A 23,031-nucleotide genomic window follows, 5' to 3' on the forward strand; every position below is an offset into this window, starting at 1 on the left:
TGACAACAACCCTGTCCTGATTTGAATAAAATCAGCCTAGCCGTAAGCGCTTGATCAGTACAGTATTTTGTTGACGCTGATACCAGTCATTGCCGACCAGTTCCAGCTCTTCAATCAGGCAACTACCAAAATCCACTGAAGCTAATGCTTTGATTTTCTGCAGGAATAGCTCGGGATGTGCAGGCTGTTGGCTAAAACGTAACACTGTCATATGAGCCGTTTGGATGGCATAACGCTGGTCAATCGAATGTTGCAAAGTCGATTGCCCAAAGGCAGAGCGCAGCTTTTCTCTTAACTGACTTAATTGCTGATCTTCAAAAAAGCCCTGCACCAGCACACAAGAAGGCGATGCGGTGATCCCCTGAAAATGCAGACGAAATGGGCCTGTGTTTTTAATTGCTTGTTGTACTAATTCCACATAAGCCGCTCTATCTATTTGCGATAAAGCAAAGCCTGAATAACAGGAAATCAGTGACAAAACCGTCAGATGTAAATCTGTCGCCGGATAATAATACTGCGCTGGTTCAAGCTGCATCAGCTCTGCGAGACTATGCTGGATTTGTTGTTTCACCTGCTCTGAAGGACGTGCCAACAAAGTAATACCATACCGCTTGTCATCTTTAGCAGTTAACAGAGGGTCAGTTTCAAACTGATGTTGTTCAAACTTCAGCAAAGACTGCTGCCACAAGGCCTGATAGTGCTGTTGCAGTTGCTGCTTGGCCATCATCAGCTGATTAAGTAAAAGCTTTGGAGCGCAATAACCAGCGCAGTGGGAGTTGGGACACCAGCATACCCAGCAACATCAGGCCACAGCCTGTCAGCGCCCTGCTACTCAACTCTTCTCCCAACATCCATACACCACCTATAGCGGCAAAAACGGTTTCTAAACTTAAGATAATGGCAGCATGGGCCGGATGGGCATGCTTTTGCGCCATCACTTGTAAGGTATAGGCAATACCCACTGACACCACACCTGCATAAAGCACCGACTTCCAGGCTAATAACGCATTAGTGACTGTGGGTGTTTCAATGCTAAAAGCCACTAACATGCTCAAGGCACCACAGACTACAAATTGCAGACAAGCCAATAAAATAGGCGGCACTTTTTTGCTGTAGTGATCAATAGTCAGTAAATGCGCTGCCCAGAAAAATGCACCTATCAGCTGCAATAAATCGCCAAAATTCACTGAAAAGTTGTCACCAACACTCAATATATACAAACCAGAGACGGCAATAGCGCAGCCGAGCCAGATATTGCCGCTGATTTTATGTTTAAGGAAAATACCCAACAGCGGCACCAGCACTATATAAAGCCCGGTAATAAAGCCTGCATTGGCGGCTGTAGTGTATAACAGCCCGACTTGCTGCAGTGATGCAGCGATAAACAGCAGAACTCCCACTGGTAAACCAGCCCACAACAACAGCTTCCAGTCCACATCTTGTAATTTGCCCTGATGCTTATACCACCAGATCAAGGGCAATAAACTTAAAGCACCGATAAAAAAACGTATGCCATTAAAGGAATAAGGCCCTAAATGGTCCATGCCCAAACGCTGAGCAACAAAACCTAAACCCCAGATCGCAGCGGCCAGTAATAACATCAGATTGGCTTGCATGGTCGACTCCCTGAAAAGCTCATTGAAATTTTGTGCTGTAAAGCGCCGGATTAAAGCGTGTCGCCATTGCCATCAAAAGTACTGCTATAGCAGCTAATAATAACCAGCTGATACTAAAGCTTTGGCTAAAGTCACGGATAAAACCAGCAATCAGCGGTGAAAAAGCCGCCAGCGTATAACCTATGCCCTGCACAAAAGCCGTCAGACTGGCGGCAGAGGAAGGCTGATGTTGATGATCCATAGACACAATCAAAGACAATGGAAACAAACCGCCAATACCTAAACCTAAGAGTGAAGCCCAAACTAAACCCAGCGCAGGTGCAGCCACTAAACCGGCAAAACCTGTCGCCATCAACACCAATAAAACCAACATCACAGGGCGACGATCGGCTTTACGACTGGCAAGCCATGGGCTGATAAAACCAGATACTACTTCCATGCAAAGCAATAAACCCAGTAGCAAACCACTTTTTTGTTCACTCCAGCCCAGCTCCACATAATAAGCAGGTAACCAAGCCAGCACACAGGTAAAAGCACAAGTGACCAGACCAAAAAACATCGCTAAGGTCCAGGCTCTGCCGTATTTACGAAAACTTAGCGGCTTTTGTTGCGACTGCACCACAGGCAAGTTTTGAATAGCGTTTTTTTGCGAAAACCACAAAACCAAAGCCACTACAGATAAAACCACCCAACCAGATAAAGCCACCCGCCAGCTTTGTGCCCAGTCAGCCCAGAATGCCGCTAAAGAAGCAGTTAAAGCAGCTCCAGCAATAATGGCAGATATATACCAGCCCATGACTAAAGGCGCTTTGGTACTGAATTTTTGTTTAATGACCCCAGGTACCACAGCCTGTACCATGGCAATACCTAAACCCGCCACTATGGCACTTAAGGTTAAATCTAAAGCGCCTACAGCCCAATAACGTTGCGCCGTGGCGGCAGCTATGGCGATGGATGCCCAAAAGATCACCTGATAAGAGCCAAACCACACCGCCAGCTGATGCGCAAAAAAGATGCCTAAACCCATCGCCAGTACAGGCAACATGGTAAGTAACGAAGCCTGAGTAAAAGACAGATGCAGTTCAGGTTGCATCAAAGGCAATAAAGGCCCGATAGAGGCCATGGAAGGCCGTAAGGTGAGAGCGATCAGCACTAAACTCAGGATCAAAATCCAGGTTTTCGTAGTAAATTTTGTGGTTTCAGTCATATCAGTACCAAGATGATGTAGCGCCAGAGGACACTAAAAAGCCGCGCAGATTAACATAATTCTTACGCCCTGATCGACACGAAGCAAAAGATCAGAAAACCCTGACTTTATCCTTGCGATCCAAAACAGATCTTTTATACTGTTTTTATATACAGTATTTTGAGATAAAAATCATGAATGCTCTGCTGCAACAACTACAGAACAGACAACTGATCTGGCAGGCCAGTCAAACCGAAGCGCCTTATGAACATTGTCAAAGCACAGGCTTTACTGCTTTGGATCAGCTTCTGGGCGGCGGCTGGCCACAGCATAACGTCATTGAATTACAAAGCCATGGCGCTTGTGCTGAATTGCAATTGATCCAAAAAGCACTGGAAGGATCCGGATCTGAGCTGCTGCAAATCTGGATCAATCCACCAGCCACTCTCTGCGCTGAATACCTGCTGCAACAAAAGCGGCCTTTGCATCAGGTGTTGCAACTGAATGCCCCCCGCCCAGCTGATGCACTCTGGGCGGCAGAACTCTGCTTAAAAAGTGGCAGTTGTATGGATGTGTTGCTCTGGCAAAACAACTTAAATTTAACCCAGCTCAAACGTTTGCAGTTAGCTGCGGCACAAGGCCAAAGCCAGTTGTATTTTTTCCGTCAGGCAATGGCGGAACAACAACTGCTGCCCTGGGCTTTAAGTTTGCAACTGACTCCGGCGACGACTGGTTTACAGATCCGTATTCTGAAACGTAAAGGGGGCTGGCAACAACAGGAATTAGTGCTGCCATGGGCAGAGCTCTATCCACAGTTTATAAAGCCAGAGTTACAGCAAAAGCAGTATTCCAACCCACCTTTATCCAGAGTCAGCTGAGGCTATTCAGTATGTCCGCCCAGATGGAATTTTGGTTGTATTTATATTTCCCGCAATTGCAGCTAGATAAATTGGTATTGCTGCAAAACACAACTACAGCCTTATCTGGTCAGGGTAAAAGTCATCATCTTGATTTAACAGCTCCGCTAGCGATAGTAGGTGCTGACCATCAGTTGCTGCAACTCAACTCTGCTGCCAGGCAGGCAGGTTTAGCTTTGGGTATGGGATTGGCGTCCGCAGCCTCTTTATGCCATCAATTGCAGCTGGTACCCCATCAGGTGGATCAAGAACAGCAACAACTGCAGCAGTTAGCTCAGCTGTTGTATCAATACTGTGCCGATATAGCGCTGCAAGCTGATTCAGGTTTATTACTGAAATTAAGCCCCATGCTGGCTTTGTATGGTGGAGCTATGCAGTTCTGGCAGCAGATACAACAGGTGCTGCAACAAGCAGGTTATCAGTATCATTTTGCCACAGCGCAGCAGCCCTTAGTCGCACGCTTACTGGCGCAGCAGCACTGGGATCAATTTTTACTGCAAAGCGATAAAATTCAGCAGCAACTCAAAGCTCTTCAACTGCAACATGCCCAATTGCCAGACAAATTACAGGAGCAATTACAGCGGCTTGGACTGACACAGCTTGGTGATCTATTGAAGATCCCACAGGCTGAACTGGTAAGGCGTTTTGGTGTTGAAATGCTGCAGTATTTACAACAACTGACAGGAGCAAAACCCGCGTTACTGCAGTTTATTCAACCCGCAGAACACTTTGAGCAGAAGTTGGAACTGCTGTACGAAATGGAACGCAGCGACCAATTGCTTGGGCCTTTGCAGCATTTGTTTGGTTTACTGCAGCTGTATTTACAACAACGGGATCAATTGGCCTACCAGCTGGAGCTTTGCTTACTACAGCGCCAGGATCAGCAGCAACAGCTGCAATTGCATTCAGCTCAGGGTGAATACCAAAGCAAAGACTGGCTGAAGATTGGCGAATTGCAGCTGGAGCGCTTAAAGCTGAAAAAACCTGTGATCCAGCTGAAACTGATTTTAAGGCGCAGTGGGCCACGTTACGCTCAGTATAAAACCCTGTTTGCTGGCCATTTGGAGGCAGGTAAAGCACAGCTATACTCTGCCTTGCAGCTCTTGTCATTACTGCAGGCTCGTTTAGGTAAAGATCAGGTCACAAGCCCTTGTCTCCACAATGATCTGCTGCCTGAACAGGCCAGTAGTTATGCTGCTGCTTTAGAGCCACAAGCTGCTATTGCCGGCACTTTAGCTGCGGTGCGGCCAGCATTTTTAGTGGAGCCACCTTTGGCTCTGGATACAGAGCAGCAACAGCAGTTGCTGCTGCATTATGGCCCTGAACGTTTAAGCAGTGGCTGGTGGCAACAACAGAGCCAGCACCGTGATTATTATGTCGGCCAAAATGCGCAAGGCCAGTGGTTGTGGTTATTTCGTGATTTACAAAAGCCGGAACAGCTGTACCTGCAGGGGTATTTCAGCTAATGAAAAGCCAAAACTCAACCACACACAGTGACTATTCTGAGCTGGTTTGCCAAAGCCACTTCTCCTTCCTGCAAGGCGCTTCCAGTCCGGCTGAATTGGTGCAACAAGCCGCTATTTTAGGTTACAAGGCACTGGCTATTACCGATGAATGCTCGCTGGCAGGCGTAGTACGCGCTCACCATCAGATCAAAGAAAAGCAGTTGCCACTGAAGCTGATTATTGGCTCCTTGCTGGTACTGAACCCGCAGCTAAGGCTGGTGCTTTTGTGTCCGAACAAAACCGCCTATAGCGAGTTATGCCGCATTATTACCCAGGCCAGACGCCGCGCCGAAAAAGGCTCGTATCAGCTGGCCGAATGGGATATTCAGCGTGTTCAGCATTGTCAGATCCTTTGGCAACCTAGTGGCGATCATCAGACCGATCAGTACTGGGGCAACTGGTTAAATCAACATCATGCAGAACGGTTATGGCTTGGGGCCAGCCGCAAGTTACAAAGTCAGGATCAGTTTTATCTGCCTTATTGCCAACAACTGGCACAGAAGCTCCAACTGCCCTGCTGTGCAACAGGTGAAGTGCTGATGCATCAAGCCAGCCGTTTGCCTTTGCAACATGCATTAAGCGCCATTAAAGCTGGCATGGCTGTGCCTGATATGGCGCGGCAGCTGTTAAGTAACGCCGAACAAAGCTTAAGGCCCATTAAAAAACTGCAGCAGTTATTTCCGCCAGAGCTTCTGGACAATAGCCAGAAACTGGCTGATTTATGCCATTTTTCTTTGGATGAATTAAGTTACCAGTACCCGGCTGAACTAGTGCCTGAAGGCAAAACCGCCATGCAGCATTTACGGGATTTGGTGAAAGCAGGCGAGAAACAACGTTTCCCTGAAGGGGTGCCTGCTGATATCCAGCAGACCATCAATAAAGAGCTGGATTTAATAGAGCAGCTGAATTATCCCTTCTACTTTTTAACTATTCATGATTTGGTGGTATTTGCGCAAAAACAACAGATTTTGTATCAGGGCCGTGGTTCGGCGGCTAACTCTGTGGTCTGTTATTGCCTGGCTATTACTGCTGTGGATCCACGGCAAATTCAGGTCTTAATCGAACGTTTTATTTCCATAGAACGGGCAGAACCTCCTGATATAGATGTAGATTTTGAACATGAACGCCGTGAAGAAGTGATCCAGTATATTTATCAGAAATACGGCCGTGAACGCGCAGCACTGGCAGCTACTGTCATTTGTTATCGCTTTAAAAGTGCTTTTCGGGATATCAGTAAAGCTTTGGGGTTTGAGCTGCATCAGGTGGAGTTTTTCTTAAAAAACCTGCACAGGCGGGATAAAAGTCAGCACTGGAGCAGCCAGCTGACTCAGTTGGGGCTGGATCCTCAGGCGAAAAAAGCTCAGCTTCTGGTGCAGTTAGTGCAGCAGTTAGTGGGCATGCCACGGCATTTATCCCAGCATGTAGGAGGTTTTGTTATTTCAGAAGGACCTTTGTATGAACTGGTACCGGTGGAAAATGCAGCCATGGCCGATCGCACTGTGATCCAATGGGATAAAGATGATCTGGAATCGTTAAAGCTATTAAAAGTGGATGTGTTGGCATTAGGCATGCTGAGCGCGATTCGCAAAGCTTTTGATTTGGTCAGGCGTTACCAGAATACCGACTTAAACATAGCTGCTATCACCAAAGCAGGTGACGATCAAAAGGTATATGAAGCTATTCAAAAAGCCGACACTATAGGCTTATTCCAGATTGAATCTCGCGCCCAAATGTCGATGTTGCCACGCCTTCGCCCAAAGACCTATTACGATTTAGTGATCCAGATAGCCATAGTACGGCCAGGCCCTATTCAGGGCGATATGGTGCATCCTTATTTAAAACGCCGCAATGGCGAAGAGGCCGTGTCTTACCCTTCTGCTGCAGTACAAAAAGTGCTGGAACGTACTTTAGGTGTGCCTATTTTCCAGGAACAAGTGATTAAACTGGCGATGGTGGCCGCAGGCTTTAGTGGTGGTGAAGCCGATCAACTACGCCGCGCTATGGCAAGTTGGAAGAAAACCGGCGAGCTGATCCAGTTTAAACAAAAACTAATAGACGGCATGTTAAGCAGAGGCTATCAACTAGACTTTGCCGAACGTATTTACCAGCAAATTTGTGGTTTTGGTGAATATGGTTTTCCTGAATCGCACTCAGCCAGTTTTGCTGTATTGGCTTATGTCTCGGCTTATTTAAAATATTATTACCCTGTAGCTTTTTATGTGGCTTTGCTAAATAGCCAGCCTATGGGGTTTTATGCACCCAGCCAACTTATTCAGGATGCGAGGCAACATGATGTGGAGGTGTTGCCTGTTTGTGTTAATCAATCCGATTGGGATCATCTGATGCTGCCAAGCTCTTGTAAGGCGAATTCAGGTTTTGCCATCCGCTTAGGGCTACGGCTGGTCAAAGGTTTAAGCCAGCAAGGGGCGCGGCTTTTGTTAAAACACAGGCCAGAGGGAGGTTATCAGCAACTTGCTGAAGTAGCTCAATCTGGCTTGAGTGATGGTGATTTAACGGCTCTTGCCAGTGCCAATGCCTTGCAACAACTATCAGGGCAACGCTATCAGGCACGCTGGCAACTGTTGGACCAGCATCATAAGTTGCCTTTACTGGCTGCAGAACCTTATCAAACTCAGTACCAGTTGCCTCTGCCTTCAGAACTGGCTGAAGTGGTGGAAGATTATCAAAGTACAGGCTTGAGCTTACGTACTCATCCGGTGCAGTTATTAAAGCAACAAGGAGTACTGGGTAAATTTGCGCAGGCAGCAGAGCTTTCTGCACTGAACCATAAATCAGTTGTGACTGTAATAGGTTTAGTCACAGCGAGGCAAAGCCCTGGCACTGCCTCTGGTGTGACTTTTATCACGCTGGAAGATGGCACAGGTTTTAGTAATTTAGTGGTCTGGTCGGCCACAGCTTCGGCGCAACGTCAGGCCTATTTAAAATCTAAACTATTGAAGGTCAACGGCATTTTGGAGAAAAAAGACGGTGTGATTCATATTATCGCCGGTCGCTTAACCGACCTGACGCCATTGTTAGGATCACTAAGATCCTATTCCAGAGAATTCCATTAAACCCTTCATACTTGAAGCCGTAACTTTGTTGACCGCGCTCCTCGCCCCAGTCACATAGGACTACTATGCTCCTGGGGTCTCGTTCGCTTGTCGCCTCGCTGCAACATCAATTATTTTGGGTTCTGATTAATTAACATTGAAGAATAAAGACGATGTGGACACCTAAAAGCAATAAAAGAGACAGACCCTACAGGGTGAAAAAAACCGGTATTAAAGATGAAAATATCGACCGGCAAATTCGGGTGCTGCATCAGGCTATTGCGGCCAAATTGCTGGCAGAGCCTGCTTTACTGGAGCAAGTTAAAGCCAAGCTGGACGAACGCCGTGATAACGGCCAGCTGGGTTATGGTGCTTATTTGCATTGGGTATCCGTACTGGAGTTGTATCAGCAGCCGGAACAGTTTTGTGCAGGCATCACAGAAGACAGCGTCTATTTACGTAAGTTACGCCGCCGCACTCCTTTTGTAGGGATTTTAACTGAACAGGAACGGCAACAGGCCCTGTCACAGCACAGCCTGGGTACTTTGGATCAAGTGCTGACAGGATTTTAGTTATTAGTAAAAGATAACCTTGCTATATCAAGCTCTTGCCGAGACAATTAGCCAAAGCTTTTCACTCTGGTGTGTTATGCACGATCACAGTCTGTTACATCAACTCCGCTCCCGTCTGGCTCATCAGCTCGACCCTGTGTTGTATTCAGGCCGCGGTATGTCTCCGCTCAACATAGCCATAGCACTGGTGATACTTGCAGGTATTCTGCTGGCCATTATTCAGACCGAACCCAATATCAGCAAAGGCCACGAACATTGGTTTCGTTACACAGAGCTGGCTTTAGGTTCGCTGTTTTTGCTGGAGTATCTGGCAAGACTTTGGACTTGCATTGAAAACGATTCGATAAAAAGCCGCTGGCAACATTTCTTTTCCTTTTTTGCGTTGGCCGACTTACTGGCGATTTTAGTCGCCTTTTCGCTTTATCTGGGCAATGGCGGCGTGATTTTACGTCTGGTGTTATTAATACGTGTAGTGCGCTTAGCACGACTTGGCCGTTTTTCTACCGCATTGGAATGTATAGCCGAAGCTATTCGCAGCCGTACTTATGAACTCTTGGTCAGTGGTATTTTTGGTCTGATTATTTTGTTGTTTGCCGCTACCTGCCTGTATCTGGTGGAAGGCGATATTCAGCCAGAAGCTTTTGGCTCTATCCCCCGGGCCACCTGGTGGGCTGTCGCAACTTTAACTACTGTAGGCTATGGCGATGTCTATCCTATTACTGTACTTGGGCGAGTCTTGGCGGGCATTACCGCAGTAACGGGAATTTGCATGATTGCAGTGCCTACAGGCATTCTGGCATCCGCTTTTAGTGACGCTATTAAAGAAGCCAAAGAAAAACACCGCCGCCTGCCGAAGGTACTGGATAAAGAGATTTAGTAGCCGACTAACATAGGGCCAGTACTGGCCCTTTTATTCAAAACCTTAGTAAAGCCTTGCGGCCCAGACTTAACACAGCAGTAAATACCATCAAAAATAAGCCAAGCAGTTGCAGTACAGTGTTGCCAATACGACTGACCCGATTGGCGCTTTTGTATTCAAAAGTACGACTACCACCATCCACAGCGCGAATGTAATACTCGCCTTTATGTTCAAAACTATATTCTGTCAGTTGGACTAAACGCTGATACATCAACTGTTCTTTTTCAACCCTATTTTTCATCGACTGCCGCATCTCTTCACCGGTACCAGTCAGCATTGGAAAATTTTGATCCCAGTCAGTAAATACAAAAGCCGATTCACCCGGTAATACAACTCCCTGAGATTCATACTGATACATTCGTTCAGGAAAACATAAAGCCTGAAACCCCGCATAAAAACAGGCAGCTCCTAAAGCAAATACAAAACTTAAACTCAGCACTAACCAGCCTAAATTGCGTTGCTGTTTATTGCCCTGCTGTTTAAGGTAAAGCTCAACATCCGCTATGGCGGTCAACTGTTGTTGTTCCTGTGTAGAAAAAGCCGCGACAAAAACAGCTAAAGGTACATTCAAAGCGCTTAATAGCCGACGGAAGACCTCATTGGAGGGCAAAGACTTATCGTTTTCAAGTTTGGATAAATAAGATTGTTCGATGCCTATTTGCTCCGCCAGTTGTGGCTGGCTTAACTGCATTTTTGCACGTGTATCTTTAATGTATTCACCTAAAGTCATGAACAGCTCCTTGTGTGTTGAAGTCCTGGTTATGCTCGGGAATTCCTTAAGAAATAGGAAGCAGAATAATGATGAATATTAAGAATATCAGATACTTAATTAAACTATTTTTGCAAATGCACTAACAAATCCAATAAATCATCGACCACTAAATCGGCTTGCTCCGCGTAAATATGGTTATCGCCATAACGGTATAAACAACAATAAGCACCGGCATTACGGGCAGTTTGGATATCAAACAGATAATCGCCGACATAAAGCATTTCGTTGGGCATCACACCCAAACGTTCGGCTATTAGCCACAATCCTTCAGGTTGAGGTTTAGCTGGCGCATCGTCACGGGTTAATACCAAATCAATAGGTATATTCAATGCCTGCATACAAAGCTCTGTAGCCTGACGCATATTGCGGGTCAAAATAGCCATCGGCATTTGTCTGTGATTGAGCTGCTGCAACAATAGATCCGCATTGGGCATCCAGCTGGCTTTGCGAGCGCCTTCCAGTTCAAAGTCGACAATAATCTGCGCAGCTTGTTGTTTCTCAACCGCGCAGCTTAAAGTGGCTAAATGCTCGAGGATCAGGGTTTGCTCAGGCCAGCCCAGACGGCGACGCAGCTCAGTAAAATCAAGCTGCGAATCGACTAGCGTTCCGTCTAAATCAAAGACGACTGCTTTAATCTGATCCAGAAAATCAGACATGCTCCTGCCCTGTATGCGCCATTTCACCCCGATGTAATTTGTCATGCACAGCGTGATCATGCTCAAGGTACTGTGGCATCAGTGAACCAATCAACATACCAGCAATACTTGCCAGTAATCCGGCAAACTGAGCTGGCACATAAGGGTCTTCAGGCCCTAGGAAAATAATACCTAACCAGGTGCTGACACCAAAAGCTATAGCCATTAAAGCGCCCTGATTGGTGGCTTTGCGCCAGTACACCCCAAATGCCAGCGGCACAAAAGCAGCCACTAAAGTCACTTGATAGGCATCTTCCACCATACCAAAAATGGTAGATTCGCTGTTCAGTGCATAAGCCAGAGTACAAGCAGCAAACACCAGCGTCACCGCCTGCATCAGCCGCAATAATTGTTTATCTTCCAGAGGTGGCAACAGAGGTTTGAGAATGTTTTCGGCAAAAGACACCGAAGGCGCCAGCAAAGTCGCTGAAGCACAACCTTTAATAGCGGATAACAAAGCACCGAAGAAAATGACCTGAGCAATCAATGGCATATGCTGCAATACCAATTGTGGCAGAATCATCTGCGAATCGGACGCCATCAGGTTTTTCACCATATCCGGCGCTACTATAGTGGCGGCGTAACCAATAAAAAGCGGAATAAAAGCAAATAGGAAATACAAAGAGCCACCAAGGATAGAGCCCCAGACTGCGATTTTTTCCGACTTTGCCGACTGCACCCGCTGAAATACATCCTGCTGTGGCATAGAGCCTAACATCATGGTGCAAGCCGCAGCCATAAACGCGATAATGGCTTTTAAATCAGCTTCTGGCCAAAACTCCAGTTTGCCCGCAGCTGCCGCATGGTTCACCACCACGGACACACCACCGACCATATCCGACACCTCGCCGCCTATATATAAAAGCCCAAGCACTATCACTATCATCTGTACCAGATCGGTAATAGCCACAGCCCACATACCACCAAAGAGGGTATAAATCAGAATACTGCCAGCGCCAATCCACATACCAGCTGTCATGCTGATAGCACCGTCTGATACCACATTAAACACCAGACCCAAAGCCGTTAACTGCGCGCCAACCCAGCCCAGATAGGACAAGACTATGGCTAAAGTGGTCAGCACTTCAACAGAGCGGCCGTAGCGTCTTTTATAAAAGTCACCAATGGTCAGCAACTTCATCCGGTACAAAGGTGCGGCAAAAAACACCCCGACCAGAATTAAACAAAGAGCGGCGCCAAAAGGATCGGCCACTATGTCACGTAAATTGCCGTCAATAAAAGTAGCGGGAATACCCAATACAGCTTCGCTGCCAAACCAGGTGGCAAAGACTGTTGCTGTGACCATATAAAAAGGCAAATGCCGGCCAGCGACGGCAAAATCACGGGTGTTTTTTACTCTAAGTGCAGCCCACAAACCCAGAGCTACAGAAAACACCCAATAACAAATGACTAAGGTTAATAACATAAGGCGGCAACCCTTCTTACCCGACAATAGAACCGCAATAACGCGGCAGTAAAATTGGCGCTACTTTAACCAATCAGTTTGTTGAAATACAGCAAAAATATGCTGTTTTGGCTGAAGTTTTTTCACTCTTTACTCTGTCCAGACTGGCGCCCATGGATATTGACTAAAAGCTTCGCTAAACCATTGCAGCGCCTTGCCTTGACCTTGTTTTTGCCAGGCCAGATACAACATGGCTTTATCCCTGGGAATGCTGGTTTTTTTGGCTATTAATAAACCTCTGGCCAGCTCATCCCGGATCAAATGTTTAGGCAAAAATCCAACCCCTAAGCCCTGCACCTGAGCTGCAATTTTGGCTTGCATGGAGCTGACTCTAAGTACCCGGCGGGTGGTAAATAAACCTGTACTGCGTTTAGGCGCATCTAAAGCAGAATCTGAAACTACTATAGCGGTTTCCTGCTCTACATCAGCTAAATCAATCTGCCTGTTGATATTGGCCAGTTCATGCACAGGTGATAAAGCAAAGACAAATTCCACTTCACCTATAGGCACCAACTCATATTTACCTTTGGGCATATCAGCCGACACTCCTACCGCAATTTGAGCACGTCCTGTTTCCAAAGCCTCCCAACCACCGCCTAAGACTTCTTCACGCATGCTGACTTCAGTCATTTTGCCAAGCGCCATAAACTCATTAATTAAACTCAACACAGGCGGATACGGCACTATGCTGTCTTTGGCAATAACAAACTGGGTTTCCCAGCCGGTATCCACTTGTTTAATTGCATCCTGCAACCGGCTGGCGGCTTGCAATAACTCACGCCCCTGCTGTAATAACAGCTGACCCGCCGGAGTCAGCTGGGCTTTTTGCTTAGAACGATCAAACAGCTGCACATCCAGGTCGGCCTCTAATTTAGCGATGGTATAGCTTAAAGCAGAAGGTACTTTATATAAGTGTTCAGCGGCCGCCGCAAAGCTGCCCTTGCGATCGATAGCGTCCATGGCGCGTAAAGCGTCCAGCGTCAGAATAGGATGATTAGCCATAAAAACCTTAGTGTGGATCCTTTACGGAGTGATGTTCAAATATTTTGAATATTAAACTCAGTTTATTCCGCTTTTTTAAAAATGCAAGCCGTTCTAAAGTACACACATCGGAACTGACAAGCGGTTTAAAGCAGTCTGACAACCCTAACTAACGGTCAATTTATTTAAAGGTGAATACGATGAACAAAGCAACTTTACAGAAAATTTTTGGTACTAACGCAGGTTTTGGCGCTTTAGCTTTACGAGTTCCTGTCGGTATTATTTTTGCTGCACACGGTGCTCAGAAATTATTTGGCTGGTTTGGTGGCTACGGCTTAGAAGGCACTGGCGGCTGGATGGAAAGCATAGGTCTGGCTCCAGGTGTACTGATGGCATTTTTAGCTGGTGCAGCTGAGTTTTTTGGTGGTCTGGCCTTGGTGTTTGGTGTACTGACCCGACCTGCAGCTGTGACTTTAATTATCGCCATGTTAGTGGCCATTTTTAAAGTGCACTTCGCCAACGGTTTCTTTATGAGCACCAACGGTTACGAATTTGCTTTAGCCCTGTTAGCAGCAAGCGTTTCTCTGCTGTTCAGCGGTGCAGGTAAAGCTTCAGTCGACGCCATTATCGCGAAGAAACTGAACTAATAATCCACTCAAATAGACTCTCTCAACAACAGAGAGAGTCTGCCGGAGTACAAAATGATTGTATTAAGACGCTCTACCGACCGTGGCGTAGCCGCTTTCGGCTGGTTAAAAAGCAAGCACAGCTTCTCTTTTGGCCGTTATTACGACCCGGCTCATATGGGATTCTCAGCACTTCGAGTGATTAACGATGACGAAGTAGATGCAGCAGCTGGCTTTGATACTCATGGCCACCAGGACATGGAAATCATCAGTTATGTGCTGGAAGGGCAAATTGCCCACAAAGACTCAGCCGGTAATGTAAAAACTTTACCAGCAGGAGAATTCCAGTTGATGAGTGCAGGTAAAGGCATTTATCACAGCGAATTTAACGCCAGTGATAAAGACAACTTAAAGTTTTTGCAGATTTGGATCCAGCCGAACCAATTTGGTGGTGTACCAGGTTATCAGCAAAAAGACTTTAAAGCTGAACCTGGCTTAACGCTGGTGATATCACCGGACGGTCGTGACGGCACCTTGCAGATCAAGCAGGATGCCTATTTATCGCAACTATTGTTAAGTGAACATGATGTGATTGAGTTGCCTGTGACTGTTAAACGTAACTTCTACCTGCATTTAATTACAGGCGAATTAGAGTTAAACGGCACCCCAATGCAACCAGGTGATGGCGCAAAAATCAGTAAACAAACTGAACTGAAAGCCTTAGCCACTCAAGGTCCGATCAAAGCTTTATGGTTTGATTTGCCTTAACTTAATAAAAGAAGGGAGCACTTTTGCTCCCTTCTTTTCTTGCTTTGACTATGACCATAAAAATGACCTAGTCCCTTTTATTCAGTTTGTTTAAGGTTTCAGACAAGCTGTTCAGCAACGACTGATTTTTCCCTACCACCGAATTAATCTCACTGGCTGAAGCACTGGCTTTAGACGCCAGATGCCGAACTTCGTCGGCGACCACAGAAAAACCACGTCCGGCCTCACCTGCCCTTGCTGCCTCAATAGCAGCATTCAGCGCTAACAGATTAGTTTGATCAGCAATGGAGTTAATAGAGGACACCATATTGTTGATACTCTGGCCTGAACTGACCAGTTCAGACATCACTGAATCACTGGTTTGCACCACTAATAAACGTTCTGAAATATCAGAGCCAAACATAATAATTTTTTGCAATTCGCCGTAGGTATCCCTGACGGCACAAAAGGTCGCAGCAATACCTAATTGTTTACCATTGGCCTGTACATGAATATCAGCAACTACACTTTGTCCTGCCAGCACTTTAGCGGCCTGATCCTGATTTAAAAAACTGCGCCAATCGGCAACGGCACGGCTGAACTGTTCGTTATTAAGCTTAAACTGACGTTGAGGATAGTCATTGATATCCATCAATTGCCCGGCGTTATTCCACTCCAGCATCAGATTCGACTGGCTGATCGCTTGAAAACGGGTTTGATATTCCAAAGCTGAAGATTTTACTTTGCTGATATCAGCTAAAATCGCAATGTAATTACTGTGCTGGCCATTTTCATCGTACACCGGGTTGCTGGTGACAGAAATCCACAAGGAGGAGCCATCTTTACGATGAATTTCAATTTCATCATAAAAAGCCCGTGGTGCATTTAATTCAGCTTCAATCCGATCTTTAGTAACAGGATCCGTTTTAGGCCCCACTAAAAACTCTCTGGCTCTGTGACCTAACACTTCATGCTGTGCATAACCCGTCATCTGGCTAAAGCCTTTGTTGACATACTGGATCTGGCGATCTGAATTAGAAATCAACACTGCATTGTCGGTTTCATTCGCCACCATAGAAAGCAAACGAAACTCTTTTTTCTGCTCCACATCATGGCTGATATCGTTGGCAAATTTCACTATTTTCAGCACTTTACCATCTGGCCCTTTGATCGGGTTGTAAGTGGCGTGGATCCAGACTTCCTTGCCACTTTTAGTCAATCTTTTGTATTCGGCCGTCTGATAGTTTCCTTCCCTCAATCGACGCCAAAAATCGCTGTAACTGTTCGATGCGGCTTCTTTAGGGTCAACAAAAATACGGTGATGCTGCCCAGTTACTTCTTTTAAGCTATAACCCATTAAATTCAGAAAGTTAGGGTTGGCAAATAAGATTTTTCCGTCCAGATCAAATTCAATCACAGCCTGAGCTCTGTGAATAGCCTGCAGCTGAGATTCAAAGTCAGCCTGCTTTAACACCTGCTCTGTGATATCAGAGGCAAACTTAATCACATGATGAACTTTGCCATTTTTGAGAATGGGAGTGTATGACGCCTGGATCCAGACTTCCCTACCACTTTTAGTAATACGCTTAAATTCAGCAGTTTGAGGCTTACCGTTACGTAAATCAGCCCAAAACTGCTGATAGGCCGCTGAGTTGGCAGTACCTGATTCAACAAAAATACTATGGTGTTTACCTTTAACTTCCTGTAGCTGATACCCCATCAGGTTAAGGAAATTATCATTGGCGTGCTCTATACGCCCATCCAGCGAAAACTGAATCACAGCCTGAGTTGTATTAATGGCGTTGACGATATTGTCCGAATTTGAATTAAAACCAAACATAACCACACACTCCCTTGCTGTAACAGTATCCTGAATTGGTACCGTTTTAACTATAGGCAGGTGATTGATTTAGTACAGAAAATTCAGATATTTTTTTGCCAACAGGCTAAAGATCATTGTTTTAGTGAAAAGACTCAAGGTAAGAGTCTTTTATTTCCTGGCCTTAAATAACCACAAAACTGCAGTTTTAAATTCATTCCGCCATGCAGCTTCATTGTGCTCTGCATCCGCGACCAGGTGATACTGAGTCTGCTCTTTTGCATGGCCTTTACTAAGTACAGCCTGATAAACTCGCTCGACATCCGGCACCATAGAGTCTCCTTCTTTGCCACCCATATAAAAATACAAAAGTGCCTCTTGTGCAGCAGGCTGATTTTCAAACCAACTGCCCTGTTGGCCAGCTGCCCAATAAGAAGGAGAAAAAATACCCGCTTTACCAAATACCTGTGGGAATTGCAGTATGGCGTAATGGCTGATTAAGCCCCCCATAGAGCTGCCCATAATGCCAGTGTGCTCAGCATCAACCAAAGTTCGGTAATGCAGATCGATATAAGGTTTCACTGTGTTGGCTATAAACTCCACATAAGCTTTGCCTTCAGCTTTACCAAACTCAGCATGATCCGCAGGGTTCAGCTCCGTCATACGCTTTTCAGCACCATTATCGATAGCCACCACTATCAGCTCAAGCTGGCCTAAGGCGGCCAGATCGTTCAGTGTTTCATCTACCCCCCATTCACCAGCGTACGCTGTCGCACTATCAAATACATTTTGGCCATCATGCATATAAAGTACAGGGTAGCTTTTGTCTGATGTGCCGTAGCCCGGTGGTAAATACAAACGCACTTGCCTGCTACGGTTCAAGCCCGGCATCACAAATGCTTCATTCAATACCGTCACTTCCGCTGCTGCGGTAGACACTTTGTTTTGTTGCTGTGGTTCAGTACAAGCCATCAACACCAAGGGTAGAGCTAAAATAAGTTGACGCATCACCACAACTCCTTAAGTAATAACAGAATGCAAAAAGCTGAGCCTAACCAGCTTCTTTAAAAACACCAAATAAAAAATGTTACAGAATGCAGCCCGCCATCTCACCTTGAATTGCGCAAAACAGCCAGCTAAAGTGGCGCCTCACTCTGATTCCCGTTGTGGCCCTTTGTATGAATTTTTCGTCTTACCGCTATTTTTATATGGCCGCTTTAGCGGCCGCCATGATGGGCACTATTGGTGTCATTGCCCGTTACAGTGAAATAGACCCTGCCAGCCTGACTTTTTACCGTTTAGGTGTAGGCGCTTTAATTCTGGCTTTGTATTTAGCTTTTACAGGGCAACTGCGGTTATTAGCTGGAAAACCACCCGTTTTAGTCCTGCTGAATGGTGTCTTGCTGGCCAGTTTTATTTTGTGTTTTTTATCCGCTATTCAGACGATTTCACTGACTTTGGCTATTTTGCTGGTGTATCTGGCACCGGCATTATCGGCCATCCTCGCCCATTTCTTATTCGCAGAACGCTTAACAAGCCGAACTTTATTGTTGATTGTATTGGCATTTTTTGGTTTCGCTATGCTGCAGGAGTTTCAGATCGATAGCCGCATTGAACAACAACAAGGGCTTTGGTATGCGATGGCCTCTTTAGTCACCTACACCGCTTTTATATTGCTGAATAAAAAAGTGCCTGACACTGTGCCTTTGTATCACAAAAGCTTTTATCAGCTTGTGGTGGGTTCTTTGTGTGTTTTACCTTTGATGATAAATCAGCCCTGGCCTGAATTTGCTCAATGGCCCTGGCTTATTGTTGCAGGTTTATTTCCGGGTTTTTTAGCTTTGATATTTGCTTTGCAGGCCATTCAACATTTACCGACACGAGTCTTTGGCACCCTGGCTTATCTGGAACCTGTGGTGGTGATTATTGCGGCATGGCTGTTATTTGCCGAACCTATGTCGTTATTGCAATGGCTTGGAGCTCTACTGATTTTAGCCTCTGGTGTAGCACAGGCCTGGTTAAGTCAAAGCCCCAAAGCAAGCTAATTTAATCAGCGACTTCCAAAGACAACCTGTTACGCAACACTACTTCTTCACCGGGGCTAAACAGGTTGGTATTGTGCAGATACAACTCCAGCCTCATACCAGGCGTAATGCGTAAAGGCCGCTCCAGCACATAACGTTTAGTGCAAGGTAAACTAAGCAACAGTTCGTCCTGAAGTTTAAGTTCGAGCTGGCATTTCACCCCGTCTGGCACCACGCCTGTCATACCGTAAGCAACCAGCTCGGCTTGTTTGACGGGCCATTCAGGTTGATGAGGGATACGACTTTGTTGCCCTGCAATAAGCAGTTTTTCAGTCGTCCAGAGTAGATCCAAAGGCGCAGCTTGCGTAAGCAAAGGAATAATAAGCAGCAAGCTGAGCGGAAGCTTCATGCGTTAGCCACCTTGCTGGATCAAACTAAATTGCAACTCAGCCTGCTTTAAATCACGCTGCAACTGACCTTGCATTTGATTTAACTGACGTAACTCTTGCTGTAAATTACGATTTTCATCCAGCAGATTTTGTTTCTGCTGCTTATCTTTCAGCACACTCAATTCTCTGCTGTTGTCGTCAATACGTTGTTCAAGACTGTCTATAGTGCCAGCGTTTTGCTGCAGAGTTTTTTGCAAATTCAGCAAAGCAGATTCAGCCTGATACCATTTGCGGCCACGGTCATACCCTAAACGGAACTGAGGTTCTAAAGCACCAATGCAAACCTTGTTATAGGCGCCACCACTTTGACCTAATTCGCGGCCGGCATCATAAGTACAATACAACAGAACCCCTTCAGCATGGCCTTGTTCGTAGGCTTTAAAATCAGAACTCATGCCATGTTCAGCACATTCTTTTTGGTAACTGCGAAATTTGCTGCTGGCTATACCTTGCTGGCCATCAGTTTTACCTATAGCAAACCAATCACCCACCTGACATTCCTGTGGACTGATGCTGCTACAGCCAGTAAGCGCCAACATTGCTATCAGTAAAACACCTTGTTTCATCACACCTATCCCGTTGTATTCTCTATAAACTTCAGACCCCTACTTATAGCGGATTAGTTCAGCAAATACATCTTTTTTGCCTTAGACTAAACAGAGTTTTTGCAAAGACCTTTAGCTGTAATGAATTATCTGGCTCATCTGTTGTTCGCACAACCAAGTTCTGATTCCCGTATTGGCAATTTATTGGGCGACTTTTACCATGGTACAAAACTGGAATTGTTAAGCCCTGCAGTTGCTGCTGGTTTATATAACCACAGAGCAGTCGACTGGTTTACCGATCATCATCCGGAAGTACGGGCTGCCCGTTTGTGGTTCAGTCCTGATATGCGGCGTTTTGCACCTATAACACTGGATATGTTGTTTGATTTTTGCCTGATTAAATACTGGAGACATTTTTATGATTCAGATTTTACAGAGTACAAAGGTCAACTGTACCGCAGCTTGCAAAATGATTTGCCACAGATGCCGGACGCTATGGCCAGTACTTTTAAGGCTGTGACCGAACAAGATTGGTTTGGTAACTACGTGCAACTTGAAGGTATTCAATATTCGCTGCGCCGTATGGCGTCACGTGGCCGCTTTACCGCGCGTTATGCTGCGATAGCAGATGAATTGCCAGAACTTCAGCAGCAAACTGAACTACTCTTTTTAAGTTTTTTTCCGCAGTTACAGCTTTTTATCCAACAAGCGGCGATAGAACAAAACCCGCTTCTGGCCTTTGATCGTTACAGCAAAGCGACAGGCAAAGACCAAAGTAATACAGCCTGATCAAACCTGAGTTCAAGCGCTGTTATAGAGGCCTTTTTAATAAAAAAATGCCCGGAGTCTGTATTTAGTAACAGCGCCAGCAAAGCAGAAATATCAGGCTCATGGCCCACACAACAAACAGACTCAATCCCTTGAGCCATTAAGTCTGTTAACGCCTTGAGTTGCACTTCTGCGAGGGTTTCAATAATCAGCCAGGCCTGTTTTTGTGGTTCAGGCCAATCGGCGTGCTGATGCAGTAACAGCGCAGTTTGTTCAGCGCGTACCAAAGGGCTGGTCAGCAGCATCTGTGGTTTTAACTGCAGCTTTTTACAGAATTCGGCCAGTTTTTGGCTTTGTTTAATGCCTTTGTCTATTAAATGGCGACTTGGGTCCGGCAGACCCAAAGCTCTGTCCTGCGCTGTGGCATGACGCACTAAATACAGCAGCATCAGGGGTTACTTCGCTTCTGGTGCAAAATCTGCACTTTCAAAATACAGTTGTTCTGCTTTTTTGTCTTTTGCCTGATAACTAATTTCATCTACAGCGCCCTCACCTGAAATGGCTTTTACCAACAACTCCCCTTGCGTGAGCGGTATACGATAAACAGCGTTCTGCTCAGCCACTGCGCCTACAGCTTTATCCAACAGCTTTTGCTGCACTTGCACAGTGACAGTGCCAAGGTCCTTACCACCCCGCTCAAAGTGACCGAGATAGACTTGTGCATTAAAACTCTTCAGTTTACCCTGCTGTAAATCATTTAAAGCAAAAGGCTGCGGCTCCAGGGTGACTAAACGTTTTTCCTTGAGCGCTTGCAGGACCAGCTTCGGCATATCACTGCTGATCTGAAGCACAATCTGATGCGCATGTTTACCAGCAGGAAAAGGCAAATGGGAGGCAATCAACTGATTTTCCACCTGCAATAACACCATGCCGTGAACGCCATGACTGGCATGCAAGCAAGCCCATAGCGGGAAGCTGATATAAAACAACATAAGCCAAAGTAGTTTCATCGCGACTAACTCTTTAATTCTATTGTTCGAGAGTCTGAAACTATCTATGACATAGGTCAAGTTCCACACCAGATTGCGATACACAGACTGCTGAAAATATTGCTATAATCCGGCCACTTGCCGCACTGGGCCTACCGGGTCGGCCTTTTAACTGATGTGGAGAGCGGACCATGCAATTTCCTGATGACGGCAACGGCGATATGCTACGTGCCTTAATGGACGCCGGAATAGATTTAAGCCAGCCTCTGGCGATTGATTTTTATCTGGTATTTAAAAACAAAGACCAAGCAGAAAAAGCTATGGCGGCTTTAGTGGCATCCGAGCTGCAAGGTGAAGTGGAATTACACTTCAACGATCTGGAACAGTGGGAGCTGATTGTCAGCCAAACCATGGTGCCGGAGCATGCAGCAGTCACAGCACGTGAAGCTGAACTGGATAAGTTTGCCAAGAAATTCAGCGGCCACAATGATGGCTGGGGCGTGATGCAACATCAGGACGGCGATGACGATTTTGATGATGAACACGGCGACGATTGTGACCATGATTGTGGTCACCAGCATTAATTTTTACTGATACAAATACGAGAGAGAAGCAATGGGCGCTCAATGGAAAGTTAAACATAAGGCCGACGCCTCGGCTGCCAAAGGCCGTATTTTTACTAAATTAGCCAAAGAGATCATGGTTGCAGCCCGTAACGGTGCCGACCCTGATATGAACTCTAAACTACGTGTTGCAGTTGAAGCGGCGAAAAAAGCGTCGATGCCACGTGATACTTTAGAGCGCGCCATCAAAAAAGGTGCTGGTTTACTGGACGGCCCAGCCAACTATGAAACTGTCGTTTATGAAGGTTTTGCGCCTCATCAGGTACCGGTCATTGTTGAATGTTTAACAGACAACAAAAACCGTTCAGCCCAGAGTATCCGCGTACTGTTCCGTAAAGGCCAGTTAGGCGGTTCAGGTTCAGTGTCATGGGACTTCAAATACTTAGGTGAAATTGTGGCTCACGCCGTGACACCTGATGCCGATTTAGAAGTAGCTGCTATTGAAGCTGGCGCACAGGACTTTGAAGAAGGTGAAGAAGGCGACAGCGTATTCTTAACAGAACCTACAGATCTCGACGCCGTCAGCAAAGCATTGCCTGCTTTTGGTTTTAACGTCACTTCAGCCAAACTGGTGTATCGTCCAAATAACCCGGTAACTTTGGATGATGCAGCCCGCGCCGAAGTGGAAGCCTTTTTGGAAGCCATTGACGCTGACGATGACGTACAACATGTGTATGTGGGTTTAGCGGGTTAATACTGCAAACTAAAGATGAAGGCGGCTGTGGCCGCCTTTGTTTTATCCAAATTTTGATACATAGGT

At 46.0% G+C, this 23,031-nt stretch carries 24 protein-coding genes and 1 pseudogene; 11 read left to right on the top strand and 14 right to left on the bottom strand.

Going from position 1 to position 23,031, the window contains the following annotated elements; translation table 11 throughout:
- Positions 1 to 31: 31 nt before the first annotated feature.
- The 3 genes from OM978_RS15120 to OM978_RS15130 are packed head-to-tail and all read right to left on the bottom strand — an operon-like array spanning position 32 to position 2,823.
- The gene (locus OM978_RS15120; RefSeq protein WP_264343076.1) at positions 32 to 727 is read right to left on the bottom strand and encodes a 2'-5' RNA ligase family protein; all 696 of its coding nucleotides are present in this window, start codon (positions 725 to 727) and stop codon (positions 32 to 34) included.
- Between the two features lie 7 nt (positions 728 to 734).
- The gene (locus tag OM978_RS15125; RefSeq protein WP_264343077.1) at positions 735 to 1,616 is read right to left on the bottom strand and encodes a DMT family transporter; all 882 of its coding nucleotides are present in this window, start codon (positions 1,614 to 1,616) and stop codon (positions 735 to 737) included.
- 19 nt (positions 1,617 to 1,635) lie between these two features.
- The gene (locus tag OM978_RS15130; RefSeq protein ID WP_264343078.1) at positions 1,636 to 2,823 is read right to left on the bottom strand and encodes an MFS transporter; all 1,188 of its coding nucleotides are present in this window, start codon (positions 2,821 to 2,823) and stop codon (positions 1,636 to 1,638) included.
- A 173-nt stretch (positions 2,824 to 2,996) separates the two neighbouring features.
- Between OM978_RS15130 and imuA the strand changes: the two genes are divergently transcribed.
- The 5 genes from imuA (at position 2,997) to OM978_RS15155 (ending at position 9,726) form a co-directional block, all read left to right on the top strand.
- Complete coding sequence (imuA, locus tag OM978_RS15135; RefSeq protein ID WP_264343079.1) at positions 2,997 to 3,680, top strand: translesion DNA synthesis-associated protein ImuA; 684 nt, start codon at positions 2,997 to 2,999, stop codon at positions 3,678 to 3,680.
- 11 nt (positions 3,681 to 3,691) lie between these two features.
- Positions 3,692 to 5,185: a Y-family DNA polymerase gene (locus OM978_RS15140; protein ID WP_264343080.1), complete on the top strand. Its 1,494-nt coding sequence runs from the start codon at positions 3,692 to 3,694 to the stop codon at positions 5,183 to 5,185.
- Positions 5,185 to 8,298 carry an error-prone DNA polymerase gene (locus OM978_RS15145; RefSeq protein ID WP_264343081.1) on the top strand — a complete coding sequence of 1,038 codons (3,114 nt, stop codon included), beginning with the start codon at positions 5,185 to 5,187 and terminating at the stop codon, positions 8,296 to 8,298. Before OM978_RS15140 ends, OM978_RS15145 begins: the two co-directional genes overlap by 1 nt.
- Positions 8,299 to 8,450: 152 nt before the next feature.
- Positions 8,451 to 8,849, top strand: coding sequence for a hypothetical protein (locus OM978_RS15150; RefSeq protein WP_264343082.1), 399 nt, complete (start codon positions 8,451 to 8,453; stop codon positions 8,847 to 8,849).
- A gap of 76 nt (positions 8,850 to 8,925) precedes the next feature.
- Positions 8,926 to 9,726, top strand: a complete 801-nt coding sequence (locus OM978_RS15155; protein WP_264343083.1) for an ion transporter — start codon at positions 8,926 to 8,928, stop codon at positions 9,724 to 9,726.
- Positions 9,727 to 9,763: 37 nt separating this feature from the next.
- Here the strand turns inward: OM978_RS15155 and OM978_RS15160 are convergent, their stop codons facing one another.
- The 4 genes from OM978_RS15160 to OM978_RS15175 form a co-directional block, all read right to left on the bottom strand.
- Positions 9,764 to 10,498, bottom strand: a complete 735-nt coding sequence (locus OM978_RS15160) for a helix-turn-helix domain-containing protein (protein WP_264343085.1) — start codon at positions 10,496 to 10,498, stop codon at positions 9,764 to 9,766.
- A gap of 104 nt (positions 10,499 to 10,602) precedes the next feature.
- Positions 10,603 to 11,196, bottom strand: coding sequence for an HAD family hydrolase (locus OM978_RS15165; protein ID WP_264343087.1), 594 nt, complete (start codon positions 11,194 to 11,196; stop codon positions 10,603 to 10,605).
- On the bottom strand, positions 11,189 to 12,661 hold the full coding sequence (locus OM978_RS15170) for a sodium:solute symporter family protein (protein WP_264343089.1): 1,473 nt from the start codon (positions 12,659 to 12,661) through the stop codon (positions 11,189 to 11,191). Before OM978_RS15170 ends, OM978_RS15165 begins: the two co-directional genes overlap by 8 nt.
- A gap of 129 nt (positions 12,662 to 12,790) precedes the next feature.
- Positions 12,791 to 13,702 carry a LysR family transcriptional regulator gene (locus OM978_RS15175; protein WP_264343091.1) on the bottom strand — a complete coding sequence of 304 codons (912 nt, stop codon included), beginning with the start codon at positions 13,700 to 13,702 and terminating at the stop codon, positions 12,791 to 12,793.
- Positions 13,703 to 13,881: 179 nt separating this feature from the next.
- On the opposite strand from OM978_RS15175, the gene OM978_RS15180 reads away from it, so the two are divergent.
- Both OM978_RS15180 and OM978_RS15185 read left to right on the top strand, forming a co-directional pair.
- Positions 13,882 to 14,328 (top strand): DoxX family protein, encoded by a 447-nt coding sequence (locus OM978_RS15180; RefSeq protein ID WP_264343092.1) that lies wholly within the window; start codon positions 13,882 to 13,884, stop codon positions 14,326 to 14,328.
- 54 nt (positions 14,329 to 14,382) lie between these two features.
- A complete protein-coding gene (locus OM978_RS15185; RefSeq protein ID WP_264343094.1) occupies positions 14,383 to 15,075 on the top strand; it encodes a pirin family protein in 693 nt (230 codons plus the stop codon).
- Positions 15,076 to 15,142: 67 nt separating this feature from the next.
- Here OM978_RS15185 and OM978_RS21520 read toward each other — a convergent pair whose 3' ends face one another.
- The 3 genes and pseudogenes from OM978_RS21520 to OM978_RS15200 all read right to left on the bottom strand — a co-directional run bounded on the left by OM978_RS21520 (position 15,143) and on the right by OM978_RS15200 (position 17,881).
- Positions 15,143 to 15,736, bottom strand: a complete 594-nt coding sequence (locus OM978_RS21520; RefSeq protein ID WP_413691234.1) for a methyl-accepting chemotaxis protein — start codon at positions 15,734 to 15,736, stop codon at positions 15,143 to 15,145.
- Positions 15,737 to 15,847: 111 nt separating this feature from the next.
- A pseudogene (locus OM978_RS21525) lies at positions 15,848 to 16,894 on the bottom strand (PAS domain S-box protein); the annotation flags it as partial.
- 150 nt (positions 16,895 to 17,044) lie between these two features.
- Positions 17,045 to 17,881: an alpha/beta hydrolase gene (locus OM978_RS15200; protein WP_264343096.1), complete on the bottom strand. Its 837-nt coding sequence runs from the start codon at positions 17,879 to 17,881 to the stop codon at positions 17,045 to 17,047.
- A 170-nt stretch (positions 17,882 to 18,051) separates the two neighbouring features.
- On the opposite strand from OM978_RS15200, the gene OM978_RS15205 reads away from it, so the two are divergent.
- Positions 18,052 to 18,918 carry a DMT family transporter gene (locus OM978_RS15205; protein WP_264343097.1) on the top strand — a complete coding sequence of 289 codons (867 nt, stop codon included), beginning with the start codon at positions 18,052 to 18,054 and terminating at the stop codon, positions 18,916 to 18,918.
- Between the two features lies 1 nt (position 18,919).
- Here the strand turns inward: OM978_RS15205 and OM978_RS15210 are convergent, their stop codons facing one another.
- Positions 18,920 to 19,306 (bottom strand): hypothetical protein, encoded by a 387-nt coding sequence (locus OM978_RS15210; protein ID WP_264343098.1) that lies wholly within the window; start codon positions 19,304 to 19,306, stop codon positions 18,920 to 18,922.
- Between the two features lie 3 nt (positions 19,307 to 19,309).
- Positions 19,310 to 19,912 (bottom strand): DUF2799 domain-containing protein, encoded by a 603-nt coding sequence (locus tag OM978_RS15215; RefSeq protein ID WP_264343099.1) that lies wholly within the window; start codon positions 19,910 to 19,912, stop codon positions 19,310 to 19,312.
- 99 nt (positions 19,913 to 20,011) lie between these two features.
- On the opposite strand from OM978_RS15215, the gene OM978_RS15220 reads away from it, so the two are divergent.
- Positions 20,012 to 20,680 (top strand): ACP phosphodiesterase, encoded by a 669-nt coding sequence (locus OM978_RS15220; RefSeq protein ID WP_264343100.1) that lies wholly within the window; start codon positions 20,012 to 20,014, stop codon positions 20,678 to 20,680.
- On the opposite strand, the gene sixA is transcribed toward OM978_RS15220, so the two are convergent.
- Both sixA and OM978_RS15230 read right to left on the bottom strand, forming a co-directional pair.
- Positions 20,638 to 21,108 carry a phosphohistidine phosphatase SixA gene (gene sixA, locus OM978_RS15225; protein ID WP_264343101.1) on the bottom strand — a complete coding sequence of 157 codons (471 nt, stop codon included), beginning with the start codon at positions 21,106 to 21,108 and terminating at the stop codon, positions 20,638 to 20,640. The two genes, OM978_RS15220 and sixA, sit on opposite strands and share 43 nt — an antisense overlap.
- 6 nt (positions 21,109 to 21,114) lie before the next feature.
- Positions 21,115 to 21,669, bottom strand: a complete 555-nt coding sequence (locus OM978_RS15230; RefSeq protein WP_264343102.1) for a hypothetical protein — start codon at positions 21,667 to 21,669, stop codon at positions 21,115 to 21,117.
- A 170-nt stretch (positions 21,670 to 21,839) separates the two neighbouring features.
- Between OM978_RS15230 and OM978_RS15235 the strand changes: the two genes are divergently transcribed.
- Together OM978_RS15235 and OM978_RS15240 are read left to right on the top strand one after the other, a co-directional pair.
- Entirely contained in the window at positions 21,840 to 22,232 is a 393-nt protein-coding gene (locus OM978_RS15235; RefSeq protein WP_264343103.1) for a ribonuclease E inhibitor RraB, read from the top strand.
- Between the two features lie 31 nt (positions 22,233 to 22,263).
- A complete protein-coding gene (locus OM978_RS15240) occupies positions 22,264 to 22,965 on the top strand; it encodes a YebC/PmpR family DNA-binding transcriptional regulator (protein WP_264343104.1) in 702 nt (233 codons plus the stop codon).
- The last annotated feature ends 66 nt before the right edge of the window (positions 22,966 to 23,031 follow it).

The organism is Rheinheimera sp. MM224 (genome assembly GCF_947090785.1).
Classification (GTDB): Bacteria; Pseudomonadota; Gammaproteobacteria; order Enterobacterales; family Alteromonadaceae; genus Pararheinheimera.